The 16,452-nt window shown below is 36.2% G+C and carries 14 protein-coding genes; 9 read left to right on the top strand and 5 right to left on the bottom strand.

The genetic code is table 11. From position 1 onward, the window contains the following. Positions 1-85: 85 nt before the first annotated feature. Both FB551_RS16350 and FB551_RS16345 read left to right on the top strand, forming a co-directional pair. Complete coding sequence (locus FB551_RS16350; protein WP_142018269.1) at positions 86-5,503, top strand: RHS repeat-associated core domain-containing protein; 5,418 nt, start codon at positions 86-88, stop codon at positions 5,501-5,503. Positions 5,504-5,506: 3 nt separating this feature from the next. Then, positions 5,507-6,217 (top strand): hypothetical protein, encoded by a 711-nt coding sequence (locus FB551_RS16345; protein ID WP_142018268.1) that lies wholly within the window; start codon positions 5,507-5,509, stop codon positions 6,215-6,217. A gap of 37 nt (positions 6,218-6,254) precedes the next feature. Here the strand turns inward: FB551_RS16345 and FB551_RS16340 are convergent, their stop codons facing one another. Further along, positions 6,255-7,202, bottom strand: a complete 948-nt coding sequence (locus tag FB551_RS16340; RefSeq protein ID WP_142018267.1) for an NADP-dependent oxidoreductase — start codon at positions 7,200-7,202, stop codon at positions 6,255-6,257. Positions 7,203-7,321: 119 nt separating this feature from the next. Between FB551_RS16340 and FB551_RS16335 the strand changes: the two genes are divergently transcribed. The 7 genes from FB551_RS16335 (at position 7,322) to FB551_RS16305 (ending at position 12,715) form a co-directional block, all read left to right on the top strand. Continuing rightward, positions 7,322-7,669 (top strand): winged helix-turn-helix transcriptional regulator, encoded by a 348-nt coding sequence (locus FB551_RS16335; protein ID WP_142018266.1) that lies wholly within the window; start codon positions 7,322-7,324, stop codon positions 7,667-7,669. A gap of 218 nt (positions 7,670-7,887) precedes the next feature. Next, positions 7,888-8,433 (top strand): hypothetical protein, encoded by a 546-nt coding sequence (locus FB551_RS16330; RefSeq protein ID WP_142018265.1) that lies wholly within the window; start codon positions 7,888-7,890, stop codon positions 8,431-8,433. A gap of 12 nt (positions 8,434-8,445) precedes the next feature. Continuing rightward, complete coding sequence (locus FB551_RS16325) at positions 8,446-9,090, top strand: hypothetical protein (RefSeq protein ID WP_142018264.1); 645 nt, start codon at positions 8,446-8,448, stop codon at positions 9,088-9,090. A 13-nt stretch (positions 9,091-9,103) separates the two neighbouring features. Further along, complete coding sequence (locus FB551_RS16320) at positions 9,104-9,874, top strand: sensor histidine kinase (RefSeq protein ID WP_047426727.1); 771 nt, start codon at positions 9,104-9,106, stop codon at positions 9,872-9,874. Beyond that, a complete protein-coding gene (locus tag FB551_RS16315; RefSeq protein WP_047426725.1) occupies positions 9,871-10,515 on the top strand; it encodes a response regulator transcription factor in 645 nt (214 codons plus the stop codon). The genes FB551_RS16320 and FB551_RS16315 overlap by 4 nt, the downstream gene beginning before the upstream one ends. Before the next feature lie 270 nt (positions 10,516-10,785). Further along, positions 10,786-11,631: a caspase family protein gene (locus FB551_RS16310; protein ID WP_142018263.1), complete on the top strand. Its 846-nt coding sequence runs from the start codon at positions 10,786-10,788 to the stop codon at positions 11,629-11,631. A 73-nt stretch (positions 11,632-11,704) separates the two neighbouring features. Next, positions 11,705-12,715 (top strand): trypsin-like serine peptidase, encoded by a 1,011-nt coding sequence (locus FB551_RS16305; RefSeq protein ID WP_142018262.1) that lies wholly within the window; start codon positions 11,705-11,707, stop codon positions 12,713-12,715. A 166-nt stretch (positions 12,716-12,881) separates the two neighbouring features. Here the strand turns inward: FB551_RS16305 and FB551_RS16300 are convergent, their stop codons facing one another. The 4 genes from FB551_RS16300 to FB551_RS16285 form a co-directional block, all read right to left on the bottom strand. Then, positions 12,882-13,232: a hypothetical protein gene (locus tag FB551_RS16300; protein WP_142018261.1), complete on the bottom strand. Its 351-nt coding sequence runs from the start codon at positions 13,230-13,232 to the stop codon at positions 12,882-12,884. 182 nt (positions 13,233-13,414) lie between these two features. Beyond that, positions 13,415-13,804, bottom strand: coding sequence for a hypothetical protein (locus tag FB551_RS16295; protein ID WP_142018260.1), 390 nt, complete (start codon positions 13,802-13,804; stop codon positions 13,415-13,417). Positions 13,805-13,809: 5 nt separating this feature from the next. After that, positions 13,810-16,164, bottom strand: a complete 2,355-nt coding sequence (locus FB551_RS23540) for a CdiA C-terminal domain-containing protein (RefSeq protein WP_226798717.1) — start codon at positions 16,162-16,164, stop codon at positions 13,810-13,812. Further along, positions 16,152-16,442, bottom strand: a complete 291-nt coding sequence (locus FB551_RS16285) for a hypothetical protein (RefSeq protein ID WP_142018259.1) — start codon at positions 16,440-16,442, stop codon at positions 16,152-16,154. Before FB551_RS16285 ends, FB551_RS23540 begins: the two co-directional genes overlap by 13 nt. Positions 16,443-16,452: the final 10 nt, after the last annotated feature.

Raw genomic sequence — 16,452 nt, 5'->3', positions numbered from 1 at the left:
CTCCGGAGGTCCTTCGATTCCATGGATTACCAGTGGTTTTCAGGGGCAGACCACCTACACATCTCCTCCCAGAATAGCCCATAAAATGTTTATTCCGGGAGATTTTAATAATGACGGCCTTTTCGATCTTATTTATATCAGTGGAAATACACAGACCAGCCAGAAAATTTATTTATATGAAATAGGTAAAGAAACAGGTGATGTTATTACCCGAAAAGAGTTTGCAGTAACCTCTCTTCTCCTTACAGAAGACAATTACAGGCTTCTGGAAATGGATGGTGATGGAGTCCCGGAAATTATGATCATATCTGGCAACCAATATGGTATTTATAAGATCAATGTAAATGATATGACCATAAAGCCATTTGGTGATATTGCAGGGCAGTCCTCAACAAACATTTTAAATGATCTAAGCTATAATAGTGACGGAAAACTTATAACTCCTATTCTTTTAGGAGATTTCAATGGAGACGGCCTTACAGATTTTGTAACACCACAGATTGTATTCAATACTATGAATCCTTTTTCAAAATTAAGGATTGCTATTGAAAACACACCACAATTTATCTGGTGGATGTACACTTCGGATGGTAAAAAATTTATTCCGAGCCAGCTTGATCTTACGGCTCAAAAACTAGCATATATTAAGCCTTCACAGGATGAAACAATTCCTAAGCAATCCGGATGGGATTTATTTTTATGGGGACCTGACAACTCAATGACAGGATTTGCTGTAGGAAATGTGGTGGTAACAGACATCAACAATGATGGCAAATCCGACCTCGTATCCATCACAAAGTTCGGAAAAATACGATATAACGATCAGAACCCTTTGATCAGCAATTTTACCTACGAAAATGTTGGTGATTTATATACCGAGCAGGTTTATACACACTCCTGCTATAATGCCACAGCACAAGCTTTACCAGCCGTATACATCAACGCTCAACAGGGATATAAATGTTTTGTTCCCGGTTTCCCTCAATATGTAGGACCAACGCATTCAGCCATTACCAATACAGATATTCCGGGAATTTATATGACCCTCCTGCCTGGATTTAATAAGGTCAAATTCTTTGTCAATACTACAGATAGCAACGGAAATACTTCGTTTACCAAGCTGAATCAGGAAATTGATTTAAAAGATGAGAAAATAACACCGTTCTCTCTTTTCACCGTTTCTGACGAGGTTAATTTCTTAAATACCTACAAGACATCTATCAGTAATTTTGACATCACTACCGGGTCTGAATTTAAGATTACATTCAACAATAATAATTTCCTGGAAAAACAGATTCAGGAGGTGAATAACGGTTCTACCGTTCTGCAAAAAGTTGAATACCGTCCGATGATGAAACTTGATACAAAGGAAGAAATCTGCTATGTGCACAAGGATAATGATTTAAAATATCCGTTATATACCCATCAGACCAACGGGGCATTATATCTGGTTAATAAGATTCATACTCTTTTCAGTGGAAAGATTCTTTCAAAAGAATACCGTTATGAGAATGCTGTACAAAGTCTAGACGGAAGAGGCCTTCTAGGATTCCAAAAAACCTATGTATCTGACGGATATGAATCTGTTCTTCAAAACGGAAAATTCAGAAATAAAAAGCTTGCTAATGCTCTTTTCTGGACAGTAAATACCAAAGATCCTTTACTGGATAACGTTCTATTAAAAAGTACCTACGGAGGAATTTCCAAGTTTTTAACAGAGACTGATTTCATCAATCAAAAATTCATAAAAGGAAATCAGAGCCTTATTCTCAGCATAGAGGAAAGAACCACTGACAACCTTAGAAAGATAAATGTCATTAAAAGATATACCTATGATGAAGCCGACGATCTTAAATTAAAGAAAACATGGATCAATTATGGTGATTATGCAATAACACATTCCAACTTTACTTATCAGCCGGAATTCACTAATGGTCTTCATTATTTCTACGGGAAAATAAGTGAACAGGTTAATAATTCTTTCAGACAGGGTGACACTTTTACCGCAAAAGAGGTCAGTACTTATTATCCTACAAATGGAGCGATTAAAGAAATTCAGAAGTTCAGCCAAAACTCTCAGTCATTAAATAAGAGCTTTGTCTATGATAATATCGGGAATCTGAAGCAGGAAACAATTTCTTCTGCAGGAATTGCCTCTCAGACTACTACATATGATTACGACTCAACGAATCGTTACCGAACTTCCACAACAACTCCTGATGGCTTAACAGCTTCCACGGTAGTGAATACAACAGGAAGGCTTTTAGAAGAAACAGCCGCTATCGGAGGATTAAAAACTTATTATGCGTATGATGGCTGGGGTAATATCACTTCATTTACTGATTATCTGGGTAAGAAAACCACCATCAGCAAATCTTCTGCTTCGGCAATTCCAGGAGGAATTTACCAGATCTCAAAAAAGAGAGAAGGAGGAGTAGAAACGATCTCAGCATATGATGAATTCGACAGAGAAATACAAACCAAAACCCAAAGTACCAATGGCAAATGGATTGTAAAAAAGAGCGAATATGACATTTTCGGAAAATTAATAAAAAAATCTGAGCCTTTCTTTGAAGGCGAGCAGACGAAATGGAATGCAATAGAATATGATGCTTACAACAGAGCGGTAAAGCATGTTACTTATACAGGAAAAACAGTTATTACCTGCTACGAAGGATTAAAAGTAACCGTTGATGATGGCTATAAAAAGATATCAAAAACACTGGATGCTTTTGGTAACACGATTGTTCAGCAGGACCATGGCGGAACAATTAACTACACCTACTATGCCAACGGATCTTTAAAAGAAACCAATTATGAAGGCAGCAAAACTACTTTTGAAATTGATGACTGGGGAAACAAGAAGAAAATTGTAGACCCTTCCTCAGGTACATATACCTATCAATATGACATTCTGGGAAGATTACTTCGTGAAGACACTCCTAAAGGATATACCGTATTACAGTATGATGATTACGGACAAACCATTTCAGAAAAAACATACGGTAAAACCCCGGCAGAAAATACTTCTATAGAAAAGTACTATCAGTACAATCCAACGAGTAAGCTTCTGGAAAAGATCTATGGAACAAGCAACGGAAAAAACTTTGCCTATACCACAGAATACGATCAGTACTATCGTATCAAAGGAAAGAAAGAGGAAACTCCGGAGTTTATTTACAGTAGTAACCTGACTTTCGACACCTTCGGAAGAGTAGATGAAACGACTATTTCTGCCGTCTGGAATGAAAATACCTATACAACCACCTCAAAAACAAAAAATGTATATGACAGTAATGGTATCCTGACACAGCAGAACGACGTTAATGCCAATAAGATGATATGGCACACATCTTCGGTGAATGCCTTGAATCAGGCTACGCAGATGGAATATGGCAATGGTTATGTTATCAATAACTATTACAGTCCGCAGGACGGAACTCTTTTAAGAATGAATCATGCCAAAGGAGGCCTGATTGCACTGGATATGATGTATGATTTTGACGTCAATAAAGAAGTTTTAAGATCCAGAAACAGCAATGATTTTGGAAAGAGTGAAACTTTTGAATATGACAAATTAAACCGCCTATTAAAGGAAACAACCAATGGCACTGTAACCAATCAGTATTCTTACGATAAAAGAGGAAGAATGGCTGCAAATCTTGACCTTGGTTACTATAACTACAATGGCGAGTCCGATTATAAACTAAACAATATTGCTCTTAATGCAAATGGTCAACAAGTAAATACCAACCGAGGTTTTGCCGAAGTAACATACAATGCATTCAACGCTCCGCTAACGGTTAAGGTTCCTAACAAAGAAGATTTAGCTTTTACATACAACGTAATGAAATCAAGATATTCTATGATTTCAGAAGCTTCAGGGAAAAGAAAATATTATTCTGCTGACGGTGCTATAGAATTTACAAGAAGATCTGGTAAAGGAGGCGGTAGACTGGAGATCGTTACCTATATCACAGGAGATCCTTATTCTGCAAATTATATTAAAAAAGATGTTGTCAGCTTTCTGAGTGGATCTCAGGAGTCTCAAAACTACTATCTTCATCGTGATCATTTGGGAAGTATTTTAGCCATTTCAAAAGATGACGGTTCTATTGTTGAAAAACGGTTCTTTGATGCGTGGGGAAATCTTAAAGGATTGATGGTTGGAGGACAAATTGTAGACCTGCAACAGTTCAATGGGGAAACTCTCCTTATAGACAGAGGATATACGGGTCATGAACACCTTTGGAGGGCAGGTCTTATTCATATGAATGCAAGGATCTACGATCCTATCATGAGGAGATTCCTTAGCCCTGATACTATTATCCAGGATCCTTTTAATACACAGAGTTATAATAAATTCGGCTATGTAACCAATAATCCTTTATTGTATACTGACCCAAGTGGAAATATCGGATTAGGTGCAGTTCTTATCATTGCTGTAGTCGTGTCTGCTGTAACACATGCTGTCATTAACACTATTAATGGTGTTCCGTATTGGTATGGTATGGGACAGGCCATTACAACGGGGCTTGCGAGCGGCATCATCAGTTTTGGAATTGGAAGTGTCGCCACCTCTATATTTTCACAGACGTTAACCGTCGGCAAGGCAGCCTTCCAGGCGGGGATGCATGCTTTGTCAGGAGGAGCAATGTCTGAAATTGGCGGAGGAAAATTTATTTCAGGATTTATGAGCGGAGCTATTTCTTCTGTAGTATCCAGTGGAGTACAGGCATTAGGAGAATCAGGATATAAATTTTCCGTTGAAGGGAATTCTATCTCGATCAGCTCTTTTGGTTCCAGAAATGTTGGGTTATTAAAAGCCCTGATGCTTGCTTCCGGCGGCCTTTCCGGAGGTCTCTCATCTTCCATTGCAGGAGGTAATTTCTGGGATGGGTTAAAACAGGGGTTATTAACTTCCGGGTTGAATCACTTAGCTCATGAAGGAGCAGAAGCTGTAGAATGGAAAACCGCATCTATGGATATTGCTGCTGACAAACCTCAGACCGGTGAAACAGATTGCGTTCCTACAGTAGCAAGAGCTGCTGCAAAATATTTAGGTGTAGATCTTGATGTTTCTCTTCAGCAAAAAGAAGCCAATCAATCCGGAGGAGTACGTGCTGATCAAACCAAAGAGTATTTCGAGAAATTCGGGCTGAAAGTAGATGCCTTATATGAAGCAAAAGCAAAGAATGACTATTATTTCCATTCAGGAATTCCTTCAGCATTGACAAAACAGGCTGTAAAATTCATTGTTGAAAGTTTGCAGTCGGGTCACCCTGTATATCTGGGCTTTAGCACAACAGAAGCCGCCGGGAACAGACAAGGGCATGCCGTTCTGGTTACTGAAATAAAATATAGTGAGGATTTTTCAAGAATGAAACATATCAACTTTTTTGATCCGTATTCAGGAAGAAGCAATGGCCAGCTGAGTAGCTTCCAAAACACCTATAATCTATCAGAAACTGTTTATAATATATTCTCACTTTCAAAACCATAAAATATGAAAAACTTAATTGTCTTATTTTCTTGTTTATTGATAAGCTCTTTTAGCTTTTCACAACATAAAACAGACACTATTGTCTATAAATACAATAAAGGGGAATATAATAAAGCAGCCCTGTCATATGTAAGAAAAATGATAGATGCTAATGTAAAATATGGGGAAAATAGAACAGGTTTGATAACAAGCATGGATCATGTTGAGGTTATCATTCATCCTGTCTTTAGATTTAAAAAAGAGATTATTGATAATGATGGTAATAAAAACCTTCTGCAGCTTATTGATTTTAAAAATACTCCAGAAATTCAGCTTTTTGATGTTTACTATAAAGGGAAATTCGTATACAGCTTTAAACTCCCTGACGAAAAGAATGATAAAACTGAAAATGGAGACAATAAGATCCTTACCGGATATCTTTCTTTAGATAGTAAAATGCCAGAAAATGGTCCGCTGGACTATACCTATGCATTCAGGAATTATTTCTCTTTTTACATAGACAAGCATTATTGTGCATTGATAGATGATAAAATAGTTGTTGTTTCTTCGGTTGCAATACCATCACATATAGAGATTCAGGATTTCAATTCCTTCTTTTATCCTGAATTAAACTATTTAAAAGCGGTTGCTAAAAATATCAAAAATCCAACCTACGAAACTTTTATTGTAAAAAAAGCCATTCCCCCGGCTATTGTAAAGGTTATCTCACAATAAATAAAAAACCAGGATTATTTCCTGGTTTTTTATTTTTTCACAGGTTTACTATTACTTTTCCTGCAACACGATTGGTCTCAACCTCCAGATGAGCCAGTGCGATATCTTCAAACGGGAAAATTTTATAAATGGATGGTTTCAATGCTCCCTGCTCCAGTAAGCCCGCAATTGCTTCTGCAGTTTCTTTTTTGGACTGTACCATCATAAACTGAATATTCACCTTTTTCTGCCCGGCTTTCTCTGCAATATCCTCAGGAATCTCAGGAGTCGGAAGCGTTATGATAATTCCGTTCTCTTTGACAACATCTACCGAATCAGATAACGTTTTTCCCTGAAGAGTATCAATCACGATATCTACATCCTGTACTTTTTCATGAAAGTTTTCCGTTGTATAATCAATATGTTCATCCGCTCCCAGCGACAAAACAAATTCTTTATTTTTACCGGATGATACGCCGATAACATACGCCCCAAAATACTTCGCCATCTGAACAGCAAAATGCCCAACACCGCCTGAAGCGGCATGAACCAGAACCTTGCTCCCTTTTTTAATTCCAGCAACATCCACCAATGCCTGATATGCCGTTGAAGCCGCCATTGAGGCCGCAGCAGCCTGCTGATGGGTAATATTCCGGGGCTTTAATGCCAGATGCGCTGCCGGAGCCGCAACATATTCAGCATAGGCATTTCCTTTTCCAAAAAAGTTGACCATCCCGAAGACTTCATCTCCTGTTTTAAAATCTGTTACATCCTTTCCGGTTTCCACGACTTCTCCCGAGATATCCCACCCTAAAATAACGGGTCTGTTTTCTTCAAAAATCCAGTGCAGAACTCCTTCGTAAGCTCTGGACTTTACATCTACAGGATTAATGCTTACCGATACTACTTTTACCAACACCTCATCATTTCCTATGACAGGCTTGTCTATTTCTGCAAATTGAAGATTTCCAACACCTCCGGCTTCGTTTAAAATAACAGCTTTCATTTTTTTGATTTTAATTATGGGACAAATGTAGTCTCATCATATCTTTGCAGCAAGTATGTACTTTTTTGTAATCTACACACTAAAAACATACTAATGCTGATTATCAAACCATTGAAAAAATGTTAAAAATAAAAAAAATTACCCAAGAGCCATCCTGTCCTGTTGATTATGCCTTTAAACGGATTGGAGGAAAATACAAAGGCCGTATTTTATGGTATCTTCATTTGAAGACGGTTATGCGGTACGGTGAACTTCGTAAAACTCTTTCCGACATCACCCCTAAAATGCTTACCCAAACTGTCCGGGAGCTGGAAGATGACGGCCTTATCCATAGAGAAGTTTATCATGAGGTTCCTCCTAAGGTAGAATATTCTTTAACGGAAACCGGTGCTGAACTCATTCCTTTTATTGATTATCTGAGAATTTGGGGTGAAAACCAGATTGAAAAAGAGAGGATAAAAGAGTAAACCCTTTCCTACAAAACCATGAATGTTCATCATGGTTTTAATTTTATTTATAAAGAATACCATTGAATATTTTCAATTAAAAAAACAAACCTTGCAATTCATATTCAACTGAATATCAAAAAGTCGTAAATTTAGTAAAGGATAAAAACAGTGTTTTCACCCTTTTTTATAGTTGTGCCGTTCGCTAATTTTGTTCCATAAAATTAAAAACCATAAAAATGAAAACTTCCTTTTTTACTAAGATTTTAAATCCCGTATGTGCAGCTCTTATTCTGGCTTTTTGTCTGTTTAGCTGCACCGAACCCCCTAAAGAACCTGTAAGCAACAGTTATAAAAAGAAACTGATCAGCTACCGTGAAGGCCGGGTTCTTTTTGATGAATACACAAGAACCAATCATGAAATTCTCATGAAGTACAGAAATGGAGAGCCAGACTCCCGATGGTATTGGTTCTCGCTGGAAGATATGGAAGGCTATATTCAATATGTAAAAGAAAATGCCAGAAAACAAAAATTAAAAAATCCAGGAATCAGGATTTACATGGGGAAATACCCGATGAATCACCCTAAAAACAGAATGGCAAAACCGGAATATGCAGGCTATCAGACCATATTTTTAGTACCTACGGCCCAAAAAAGAGAAAACAACAAGGTAATGGCCAGGTCTGCCAGCACAGAGGAAAATACAGATGTGCCTTCTATAGAATCTATGAACATGACCAATCTGGCACCTCCACCAAAAGCTTTGTCAGGAACTATGCCATAAAAACACAAAACTATGAACTGGAATATTGAAACAGGGAAACAGATATCGATGGCCATATCCATTGTCGTGATGATTCTAATGGTCATAAAATATAGAAAAACCGGAAAGGAGAATTTATTTTTTATCATAGGATATCTGTTGTTTTCCCTGATTGATATTTCCTGTTATTTCTATTTCAAGCTGACCAATCTGCCTACGGACATTTTCTATGTAATTGGTTTTTTAATGATTGTATTTTTTTTATACTTATTGTATTATTACCAATTATTATATGTTCCGCTGCTCAAAAAGATACAGACCCTCATCCTGATTCTTTTTGTCCTGAATATTGTCGTGATGTTTTATACAGAAGATGATCTGCTTCATCATTTTTCTTTTAATATGCTCTACGCAGATATTCTTCTGTTGCTGTTTTCAATTATTTTGTTCCTGTACCAAACCTTTAATTCTGATAAAGTATTGGAAATTAAAAATTATCTACCATTCTGGATATCAGTTGCTCTTCTGATATTCTTTATTGGAAGCATCCCGATATTCTTTTTCAGAACTACTGTATCAGAGACTATTTATTTTTTTATTTTATTTATGCTGAATCTGATCAGTAACGGTATCCTCATATTGGGCTTACTCTGGAACAAACAGGAAAGAATAAGATAAATGCTTTGCAGATATGGAAGAGAATAATCTGGTCATCATCTTTACGATTACTTTATTCATCGTTGTTTTGACAATGGTCTTCATCTATGCGGTTTTTATCAGGAAAAAAACAAGCCTGCTGATTGAGCAAAAAGAGAAAGATTTACGGTTTGAAAAGGAGCTGGCCACCTCACAGGTAGAAATGAAAGAACAAACACTCAATTATATCGGTCAGGAACTGCATGATGATCTGGGACAAAAACTATCTGTGGTCCGCTTACGCCAAAACCAATTGATTACCAAACTCAAAAACACAGAGAAAGAGGACCTGATTGAACTCAATGAATTATTGGGTGAATGTATACAGGACATCAGAAACCTGTCTAAAACATTAATCACTGAGCAGATCATTCATTTCGGACTGGCAGAATCCATTGAAAGAGAAGTGAAAAGGATTAAAAAACTGAAATTATTAAAAATAGAATTCATCACCCAAAAACAGGATATTGATATTTCTCCAAAACATGGACTGATCCTTTTCAGAATTATCCAGGAAAGTATCAATAATATTCTGAAACATTCCAAAGCCAAAAATGTTTCCATACACATGGAGGATGACTGTGAAAAATTACACATCAGTATTTCCGACAACGGAAGGGGCTTTGATACCAGTATTATTCAGGATGGCTCAGGATTAAAAAACATGGAACTGAGGGCCAAACTGATTCATGCTGAGCTGTCTATACACTCAGAACTCAATAAAGGAACACAAACTTTGATAACCTATCATAAAAATTTATTATGAAAACTATTCCCATAGCGATCGTTGATGATCATACTTTAATCTCCAAAGCACTGGAGAATATGATCACAGAAAACACTCAATATCGGGTCATTATGAACCATCCCAACGGAGAAGAATTTATTGCAGGTGTGGAACAGGCTTCGGAATTACCTGCTGTAGTACTGATGGATGTTAATATGCCTTATAAAAATGGTATAGAAACTACCGAATGGCTTACCGAGCACTACCCTGATATTAAAGTTATTGCCCTTACCATGGATGATGACGAAAGAATATTGATTAAAATGCTGAAAGCAGGCGCTAAAGGCTATCTGCTGAAAGACATGCAGCCTTCTATCCTTTTTCAGGCTATTGAAACGGTATATGAAAAAGGAAGCTTTTATACTGATTTTGTAGCCCAAAAGTTACTGAAAGTAAAAACAGAAGAAGCCAAAAACGCCTCTTTACTTTCAGAGCTCAGAGACAGAGAGAAAGAATTTATTAAATGGGCCTGCAGTGAACTCACCTATAAAGAAATAGCTGACAAAATGTGCCTCAGTCCAAAAACTATTGACGGTTACAGAGATTCGGTTTTTGTAAAACTGGATATAAAAAACAGAGCCGGTCTTGTACTTTTTGCTTTGAAGCATGATCTGTGCTGATTGAATATTTCAATTTTTTAACCTTAATTATTATCTGATAAAATAAACATCTTTACATTCTATTTACGTATCCGGCAGCTTTTCAAGCTGCCGGATTTTTATTTTATAACACATTAATATACAAGCAAAAAGGTGTTTTTCCTTTTTCAAAATACGGTTTTCTCCTCTGTTTTTGTCCTCCAGAATGATGGAATTTTGTCATAGAAAAACACAGAAAGGCAGCCCCCGAAAAGCCGAAACAGAGTAGGGAATATTTTTAAAACTAATACAATGAAAAAAGCACTTATCGTAGGTATTAATGATTATGCACCCATTGGATACGGAGGTCCGGATCTTAACGGCTGTGTAAATGACGCGAGAGATATGGCAAACACACTGGTGATCTGTGGTTTTAGTCCGGCAAAGATTAAAATCCTGACCAATCAGAATGCCACAAGAGCAAATATATTGAACTATCTGAAATCCATGATCAGCACAAGTGTGAAAGGAGATTCTCTGGTTTTTTATTATTCAGGTCACGGAACCAGAGTGGCTAATATCGGCTCAGACCTTGAACTTGATGGTTTGGATGAAGCTATTTGTCCGCACGATTATGCCAATAACGGAGTCATTCGTGACGATGATTTTAAAACAGTTCTCAGCAAATTAAAAGCCGGAGTGAATATGGAAGTTATCTTCGATTGCTGTTATTCCGGAACAGGAACCCGAAAAATGGATCTGGGACTGGAAGCAGATTTTCTTAACGAAACCGCACGTTATATTCTTCCAATGCTTGAAGATGAATTTTATCTGACGTACGCCAGTGAAATGGAGGCTTCTAAAAGTTCAAAAAAATCAACCGCTCTTACTAAAGCGCTTGTCCCTGTTGCGGGAATGAATCATACATTATGGGCTGCAGCAAAAGACAACCAGGTATCCATGGAAGGCACTATCAGCGGACAAATTCGAGGGTATTTTACCTACCATTTCTGTAAAATTCTACGTGCTACCAATGGGAGTATCGTCCGAAAAACACTTGATAAACAAGTTGCCATCGCCTTAGCAGCTATGGGAGCAGCGCAAATTAACCAAACAGAAAGCATGACCGCAGAATTTTCTCAAAAAATATTCACTTAACCAATAACCATTACCGGCGGAATCCGAAAAGCCATCAAAAGAGTAGGAATTTACCAGATTAAAAATAATAATCATGTCAAAAATCGAAAACAACAATCCAATGACCGCTGAAGAAGTGTCAAGACTTAGAGCTGTCAAGGCAAAATCAACTGAAAAACCAGAAGTAATTGAAAAATTATTTAAGCTGGCTCCCGCTATGGAAACCATTAACGGAAGAACTTTCCCTAAAGGAATGAAAACAATAGGAATGCCTATGGACGAAAAAACAGCAGAAAACCGAGCTCTGGAAACTGATCATTTCTATCCTACCCATGCTGATTTTGAGTACAATCCGAAACTTGAACCGAAAAGAGACCGTAAACCTAAATTTATTGAAAGAGATTCTTTCCTGACTCCGGAGAATGCAAGAACTATTTTTGGAGTCGATCAGAGAAAAGTATACAATTCTACAGCCTATCCATGGAGATGTGTCGGCAGAGTAGAAAGTTCTCTGGGTTCTGGAAGCGGAGTAATGATCGGGCCTAGACACCTTCTTACCTGCTCTCACATTGTAGACTGGCAGCCTAATAACACAACAGGATGGTTGAAATTCACTCCAATGTATTACAACGGAAGTGCTCCTTACGGAACTGCCTGGGGTACCTTAACGTACTACAAGTATAAAGTTGCCGGACCTTCTATTGATTCAACAGAAATACAATACGATTATGTGGTAATTGTATTAGACAGACCTATCGGAAACAGCACAGGCTGGTTAGGCTCAAAATCCTATTCCGATTCATGGGACGGAGGCGCTTACTGGACTCACGCAGGATATCCTGGAGACCTTACAGGAACGCAAAGACCAACCTATCAAACAGGTATCGCACTGGATGGAGATTTTTGGAGTGCTGATGACAACGAAAGCATGAGCCATAAAGCAGATATATGGCCTGGACAAAGCGGAGGCCCTTTTTGGGGATATTGGGACGGCTCTCCGTATGCTGTGGCAACACAAAGCGCGCATAATCCAAGTGATAATTTTGCAAGTGGCGGCTCAGATTTGGTAAATCTGGTCATCAGAGCTAGAAATGAACATCCTTAATTTATTTTTTTAGTTTAAATCACCCGGTCGCCTTTAAAGGCGGCCGGTGTTTATTTCAATTTAAAATGTTTCTAAAACTATTCAAAATCATTATAAACTTGGCATTGGACTTGGCTTTTCCCCTTGACTTATTAATCGCGTTTTCATATCTCGGAAATATTGTATGTCACCAAATGTTCCATCTAAAAATTCTTCTTTTATAATCTCCATTTCTTAATGTATCATGTAGAAACATTGGAAATACTTTATCTAAGTTTTGTTTATTTTTAGAAGAAACTCCCGGATCATTTTTATACAAACTAATACTATCTATACCTATCCAGTTATATAAAAAACGAATGTCTTCAAAATAGGGTCCGTCATCAATATATAATCGGTAATTTGTAGGACGGTCAACTTTTCGAATAATATACATCCAATCATCCAGATTAAAATCTTTCCATAATTCGGGAATAATAACAAAAAGACTTCTTACATTTTTATACCTAAAATCCTCAGAATTAAGCAACTTAATCATTAAATCTTTTGAATTATAAGCTTATAATTCATTTTTTAAAGGCTTATAAGAATCCCAACCACTTTGTTTTATTCCATGATGTAATTTCTGTATAATCTGTTCCATTATTCTATATTTTGTATGTATAGTATTTAAACAAAATACGGCAACTCATGGCTGCCGTTATATAATTATTTTTAAATTTAATCTAGTCCTTCATAAAAATCACTATTGCTATTCCTTTTTACAATACCATTTTCTCTTTTTTCAAAGATATAATCTCCATTAAAAATTAAATAATAGTCTTCGTTAGGATAAATTTCATTAGTGATTTTATGAACCATTTGTAATATAGATTTTCTTAATAATATTGAACCTGCATGTTTTTTTATAACATCAAATGAAATAAAAGAAATTTCATCAAGTTCTAATTCTACCATATTATCTTCAAAGTGTCCACCAATATATCCATTATCATACGAAAATAACCCAGAGACTAAAAAAAGATTATTATCATGATTTTCAATCATTTTTTTTAATTCTGGTTTTTCTTCAACTTTTCTTATAAATTTTAAGTTATATGTGAGTGACATAATTTTTATTTTTTTATTATTAAATGATTAATTTTACCTTCTTTCGTTATGTACATAACCTCTTCCAACCCTTCAATAGCCCAATCTGAAAACTGCTTTTGAAGTTTCACCATATCTCCTTCCCAAATTTTAAGATTTATTACAACTCTTTTAGTTTGTTGTTTAATAATTTTTTCTTTAACTTCAGTCCAGATTCCTCTAACAGCTTTGTCTTTACTAGTAGGGGAATAACAATCAAAAATTTTACCTTCAATTTTATAATCAGGATTTTTTACTCCTGAAACAAATGGGTTTTGTTCTATATCAAAACCATTTTTTGCCAATATTTCAGCTGCTTCATTTTCTAACTCTAATGATATTTTGGTAACATCATCTGAGACTTTTGGCATTTTAGTGATTATTCCTTTAGGTTTTGCAAAAATATTTTTAGGTTTACTTGGTTTTGTACGATTTTTTAAAACAACTAAATCATCCAAAATTTCTCCAACCTTTTCTGAACTATAACTTGCCTGTTTTATCTCCTGCAAAACGTTCTGATATGCTTTATCATAACGACTTCCCTCGGCTATAATCTCACCTTTATACACCAAAGCGAACCTCCTGTTACTACTTATTGAGCCTATAGTATCAGGATTAATACCTCCTTTTTTACCAATACTCTCCATAATAGCAGCGGCATCGAGCTCCATAAAGAATGCCCCGTTTTGTATCAATGCATCACATTCCGATGTTTTTGAAATGAAACCTGCGCTTGGGATTACCCATTCTGTCTGTTGAAACAGGCGTAGAGAACTTCGTTCAAATCGTCCTGCATTTAAATCCAAAAATAAGGAAATAGCGGAAGCTTTCAAACCCTGCTTTACATTTTTTGCAGCTTTGGGCAGCAATACAAAAATTCCCCTGTAAACAGAAACAATAAGCTGTGGTGCAGCTACAATAGCTCCGCCAACTCCATAGATAAGATCCCAGTCTTTCAGAAACTGCTCTCCACCGGGAAGTTTTCTTATCTCTTCCCGAAATGCCTGTATGGTAAGATCCGGTAATGCCAAACTAAGATCTGCAGCGGCAGCTAATAACAGGTACGGGTTTCCTGTAGTAGCAAGAGTTCCTACTCCCAGAATAATAGCGGCAATATCTGCTGCAATACGCAATCTATCGTTTATTATTGCCCACTTTTCTGCATCTGCTAAAGCTTTTACATAAATTGCCGGAACTTTCGTAATCGTAGTAACCCCATCAAACTCTTCTTCAAGATATACCATTTCTAATGGCAAAAATTGCCTTCCTTCGTCCAAGTCTTTGTATATTGTTTCTTGCGTGCTGCTTTTAGCAATTGTACTTACCCCAAGATCATCAGTTACGTAATTTTCTTCTTCAATGTATTGTTCTTGCTGTTGTTGCAGAAAAAATGTTTCCTCATCAGACTGACCAAATAATCCTAAAATAGTTCCCGAAAGCTCGTTAACTTTAGTGTTTACTCTATAGCCTTTTTTAATTTTAAAAATTGGTGCATCTTCTTTTATCGTGTGATGTTGTGCGAATGACCGCATAATTCCGGCAAAAATGATTCGGTTAGATTGTGGTTTTTCATCTACATAACTTATATCATCGAGGTTATAATAAATCCTGTTGCAAAGCTCAGGTTCTTTTTTGAACCGATTCATGATGTAACCGGGAGAAGAAGTTTTGAAGATATTTACCAAGGCAGAACTTCCGTCTTTCCAACCACTAAAAAATCCAGTATCATCATATTCTGTAAGAGTGATAAGATGCTGCATCACCTTTTCGTTATCCAATACTATTCTTTCAAAAACAAAATCCGGAGTATTGGTATAAAGAAATATTAACTGTTCCGGAGTACTCGCCTGGTTAAAATAGAATTCGTAAATTTTAGAAAAGTATCCGAGATAATTATATGAAGTGTCTTTTTCAAAATCACCATAACCAACGTATTGTATTAAATTTTTAAATTCTTCATAAGAAAAAGTTTCCAGCATAATTGCTTTGTTTCTGCGCAGTTCTTCAGTGTCTGCATTTCTGTGAAAAAAATATTTTAACCGGAAATATAGTTTTCTTACATTTAAATCTATATCAAACTCTATTTCATTTTGTCTTTGAACTAAATCTACAAGTTCTGTATTTTTATTGAGATAAGTTTTTAATTTTATTATGTTTTCTTTATTGTCTTTAATTGACGTTTGTTCTGCGTGCCAATCATAATTATTAACATCGTATTCTAAAATATAATCATTGAAAAGAGTATTTCTTCTTCGAAGTTCCGAGCACAGAAACTGTTTGTTGATAAAGTCATCCGTTCTCCAATCTTCTAATAGCTTTTGTGGAGATATTAGTTTTTCCATTTTCTTTGTTTTTTAGTTGTTAAACATTCCAATTCATTCAAAGGAAAAAGTTCTTTGATGGTCATATTCTCGGTGAATTTTTTGGTTTGGCTTTCGTTCAATAACAAAAGCTCCAAATAATATTTTTCATTCAACAGAAGCCCTGCATTTTTAAGTTTGTGCTGTGCCTGTACCAGATCAACAATCTCAGTATTCTTATTGAGATATGTTTTTAATCGGATGATATTCTCTTTACGCCATTCTTTACTGATGATTTCTTTAAGTTCAAGTGTTTCCATAATTTTTCTT

This window comes from Chryseobacterium aquifrigidense, from assembly GCF_006716485.1.
In the GTDB taxonomy this organism is placed as follows: Bacteria; Bacteroidota; Bacteroidia; order Flavobacteriales; family Weeksellaceae; genus Chryseobacterium; species Chryseobacterium vietnamense.
The sequence above is the reverse complement of the archived record's forward strand: the minus strand, read 5'-3'. Positions and strand labels throughout refer to the sequence as shown.

Coding starts and splice junctions, on each gene's coding strand:
- FB551_RS16310 (WP_142018263.1), top strand. CDS start 10,786: ATGAAAAAAGCACTTATCGTAGGTATTAATGATTATGCACCCATTGGA.
- FB551_RS16345 (WP_142018268.1), top strand. CDS start 5,507: ATGAAAAACTTAATTGTCTTATTTTCTTGTTTATTGATAAGCTCTTTT.
- FB551_RS16330 (WP_142018265.1), top strand. CDS start 7,888: ATGAAAACTTCCTTTTTTACTAAGATTTTAAATCCCGTATGTGCAGCT.
- FB551_RS16300 (WP_142018261.1), bottom strand. CDS start 13,232: ATGATTAAGTTGCTTAATTCTGAGGATTTTAGGTATAAAAATGTAAGA.
- FB551_RS16295 (WP_142018260.1), bottom strand. CDS start 13,804: ATGTCACTCACATATAACTTAAAATTTATAAGAAAAGTTGAAGAAAAA.
- FB551_RS23540 (WP_226798717.1), bottom strand. CDS start 16,164: ATGGAAAAACTAATATCTCCACAAAAGCTATTAGAAGATTGGAGAACG.
- FB551_RS16320 (WP_047426727.1), top strand. CDS start 9,104: ATGGAAGAGAATAATCTGGTCATCATCTTTACGATTACTTTATTCATC.
- FB551_RS16325 (WP_142018264.1), top strand. CDS start 8,446: ATGAACTGGAATATTGAAACAGGGAAACAGATATCGATGGCCATATCC.
- FB551_RS16340 (WP_142018267.1), bottom strand. CDS start 7,202: ATGAAAGCTGTTATTTTAAACGAAGCCGGAGGTGTTGGAAATCTTCAA.
- FB551_RS16335 (WP_142018266.1), top strand. CDS start 7,322: ATGTTAAAAATAAAAAAAATTACCCAAGAGCCATCCTGTCCTGTTGAT.
- FB551_RS16305 (WP_142018262.1), top strand. CDS start 11,705: ATGTCAAAAATCGAAAACAACAATCCAATGACCGCTGAAGAAGTGTCA.
- FB551_RS16315 (WP_047426725.1), top strand. CDS start 9,871: ATGAAAACTATTCCCATAGCGATCGTTGATGATCATACTTTAATCTCC.
- FB551_RS16350 (WP_142018269.1), top strand. CDS start 86: ATGTTTATTCCGGGAGATTTTAATAATGACGGCCTTTTCGATCTTATT.
- FB551_RS16285 (WP_142018259.1), bottom strand. CDS start 16,442: ATGGAAACACTTGAACTTAAAGAAATCATCAGTAAAGAATGGCGTAAA.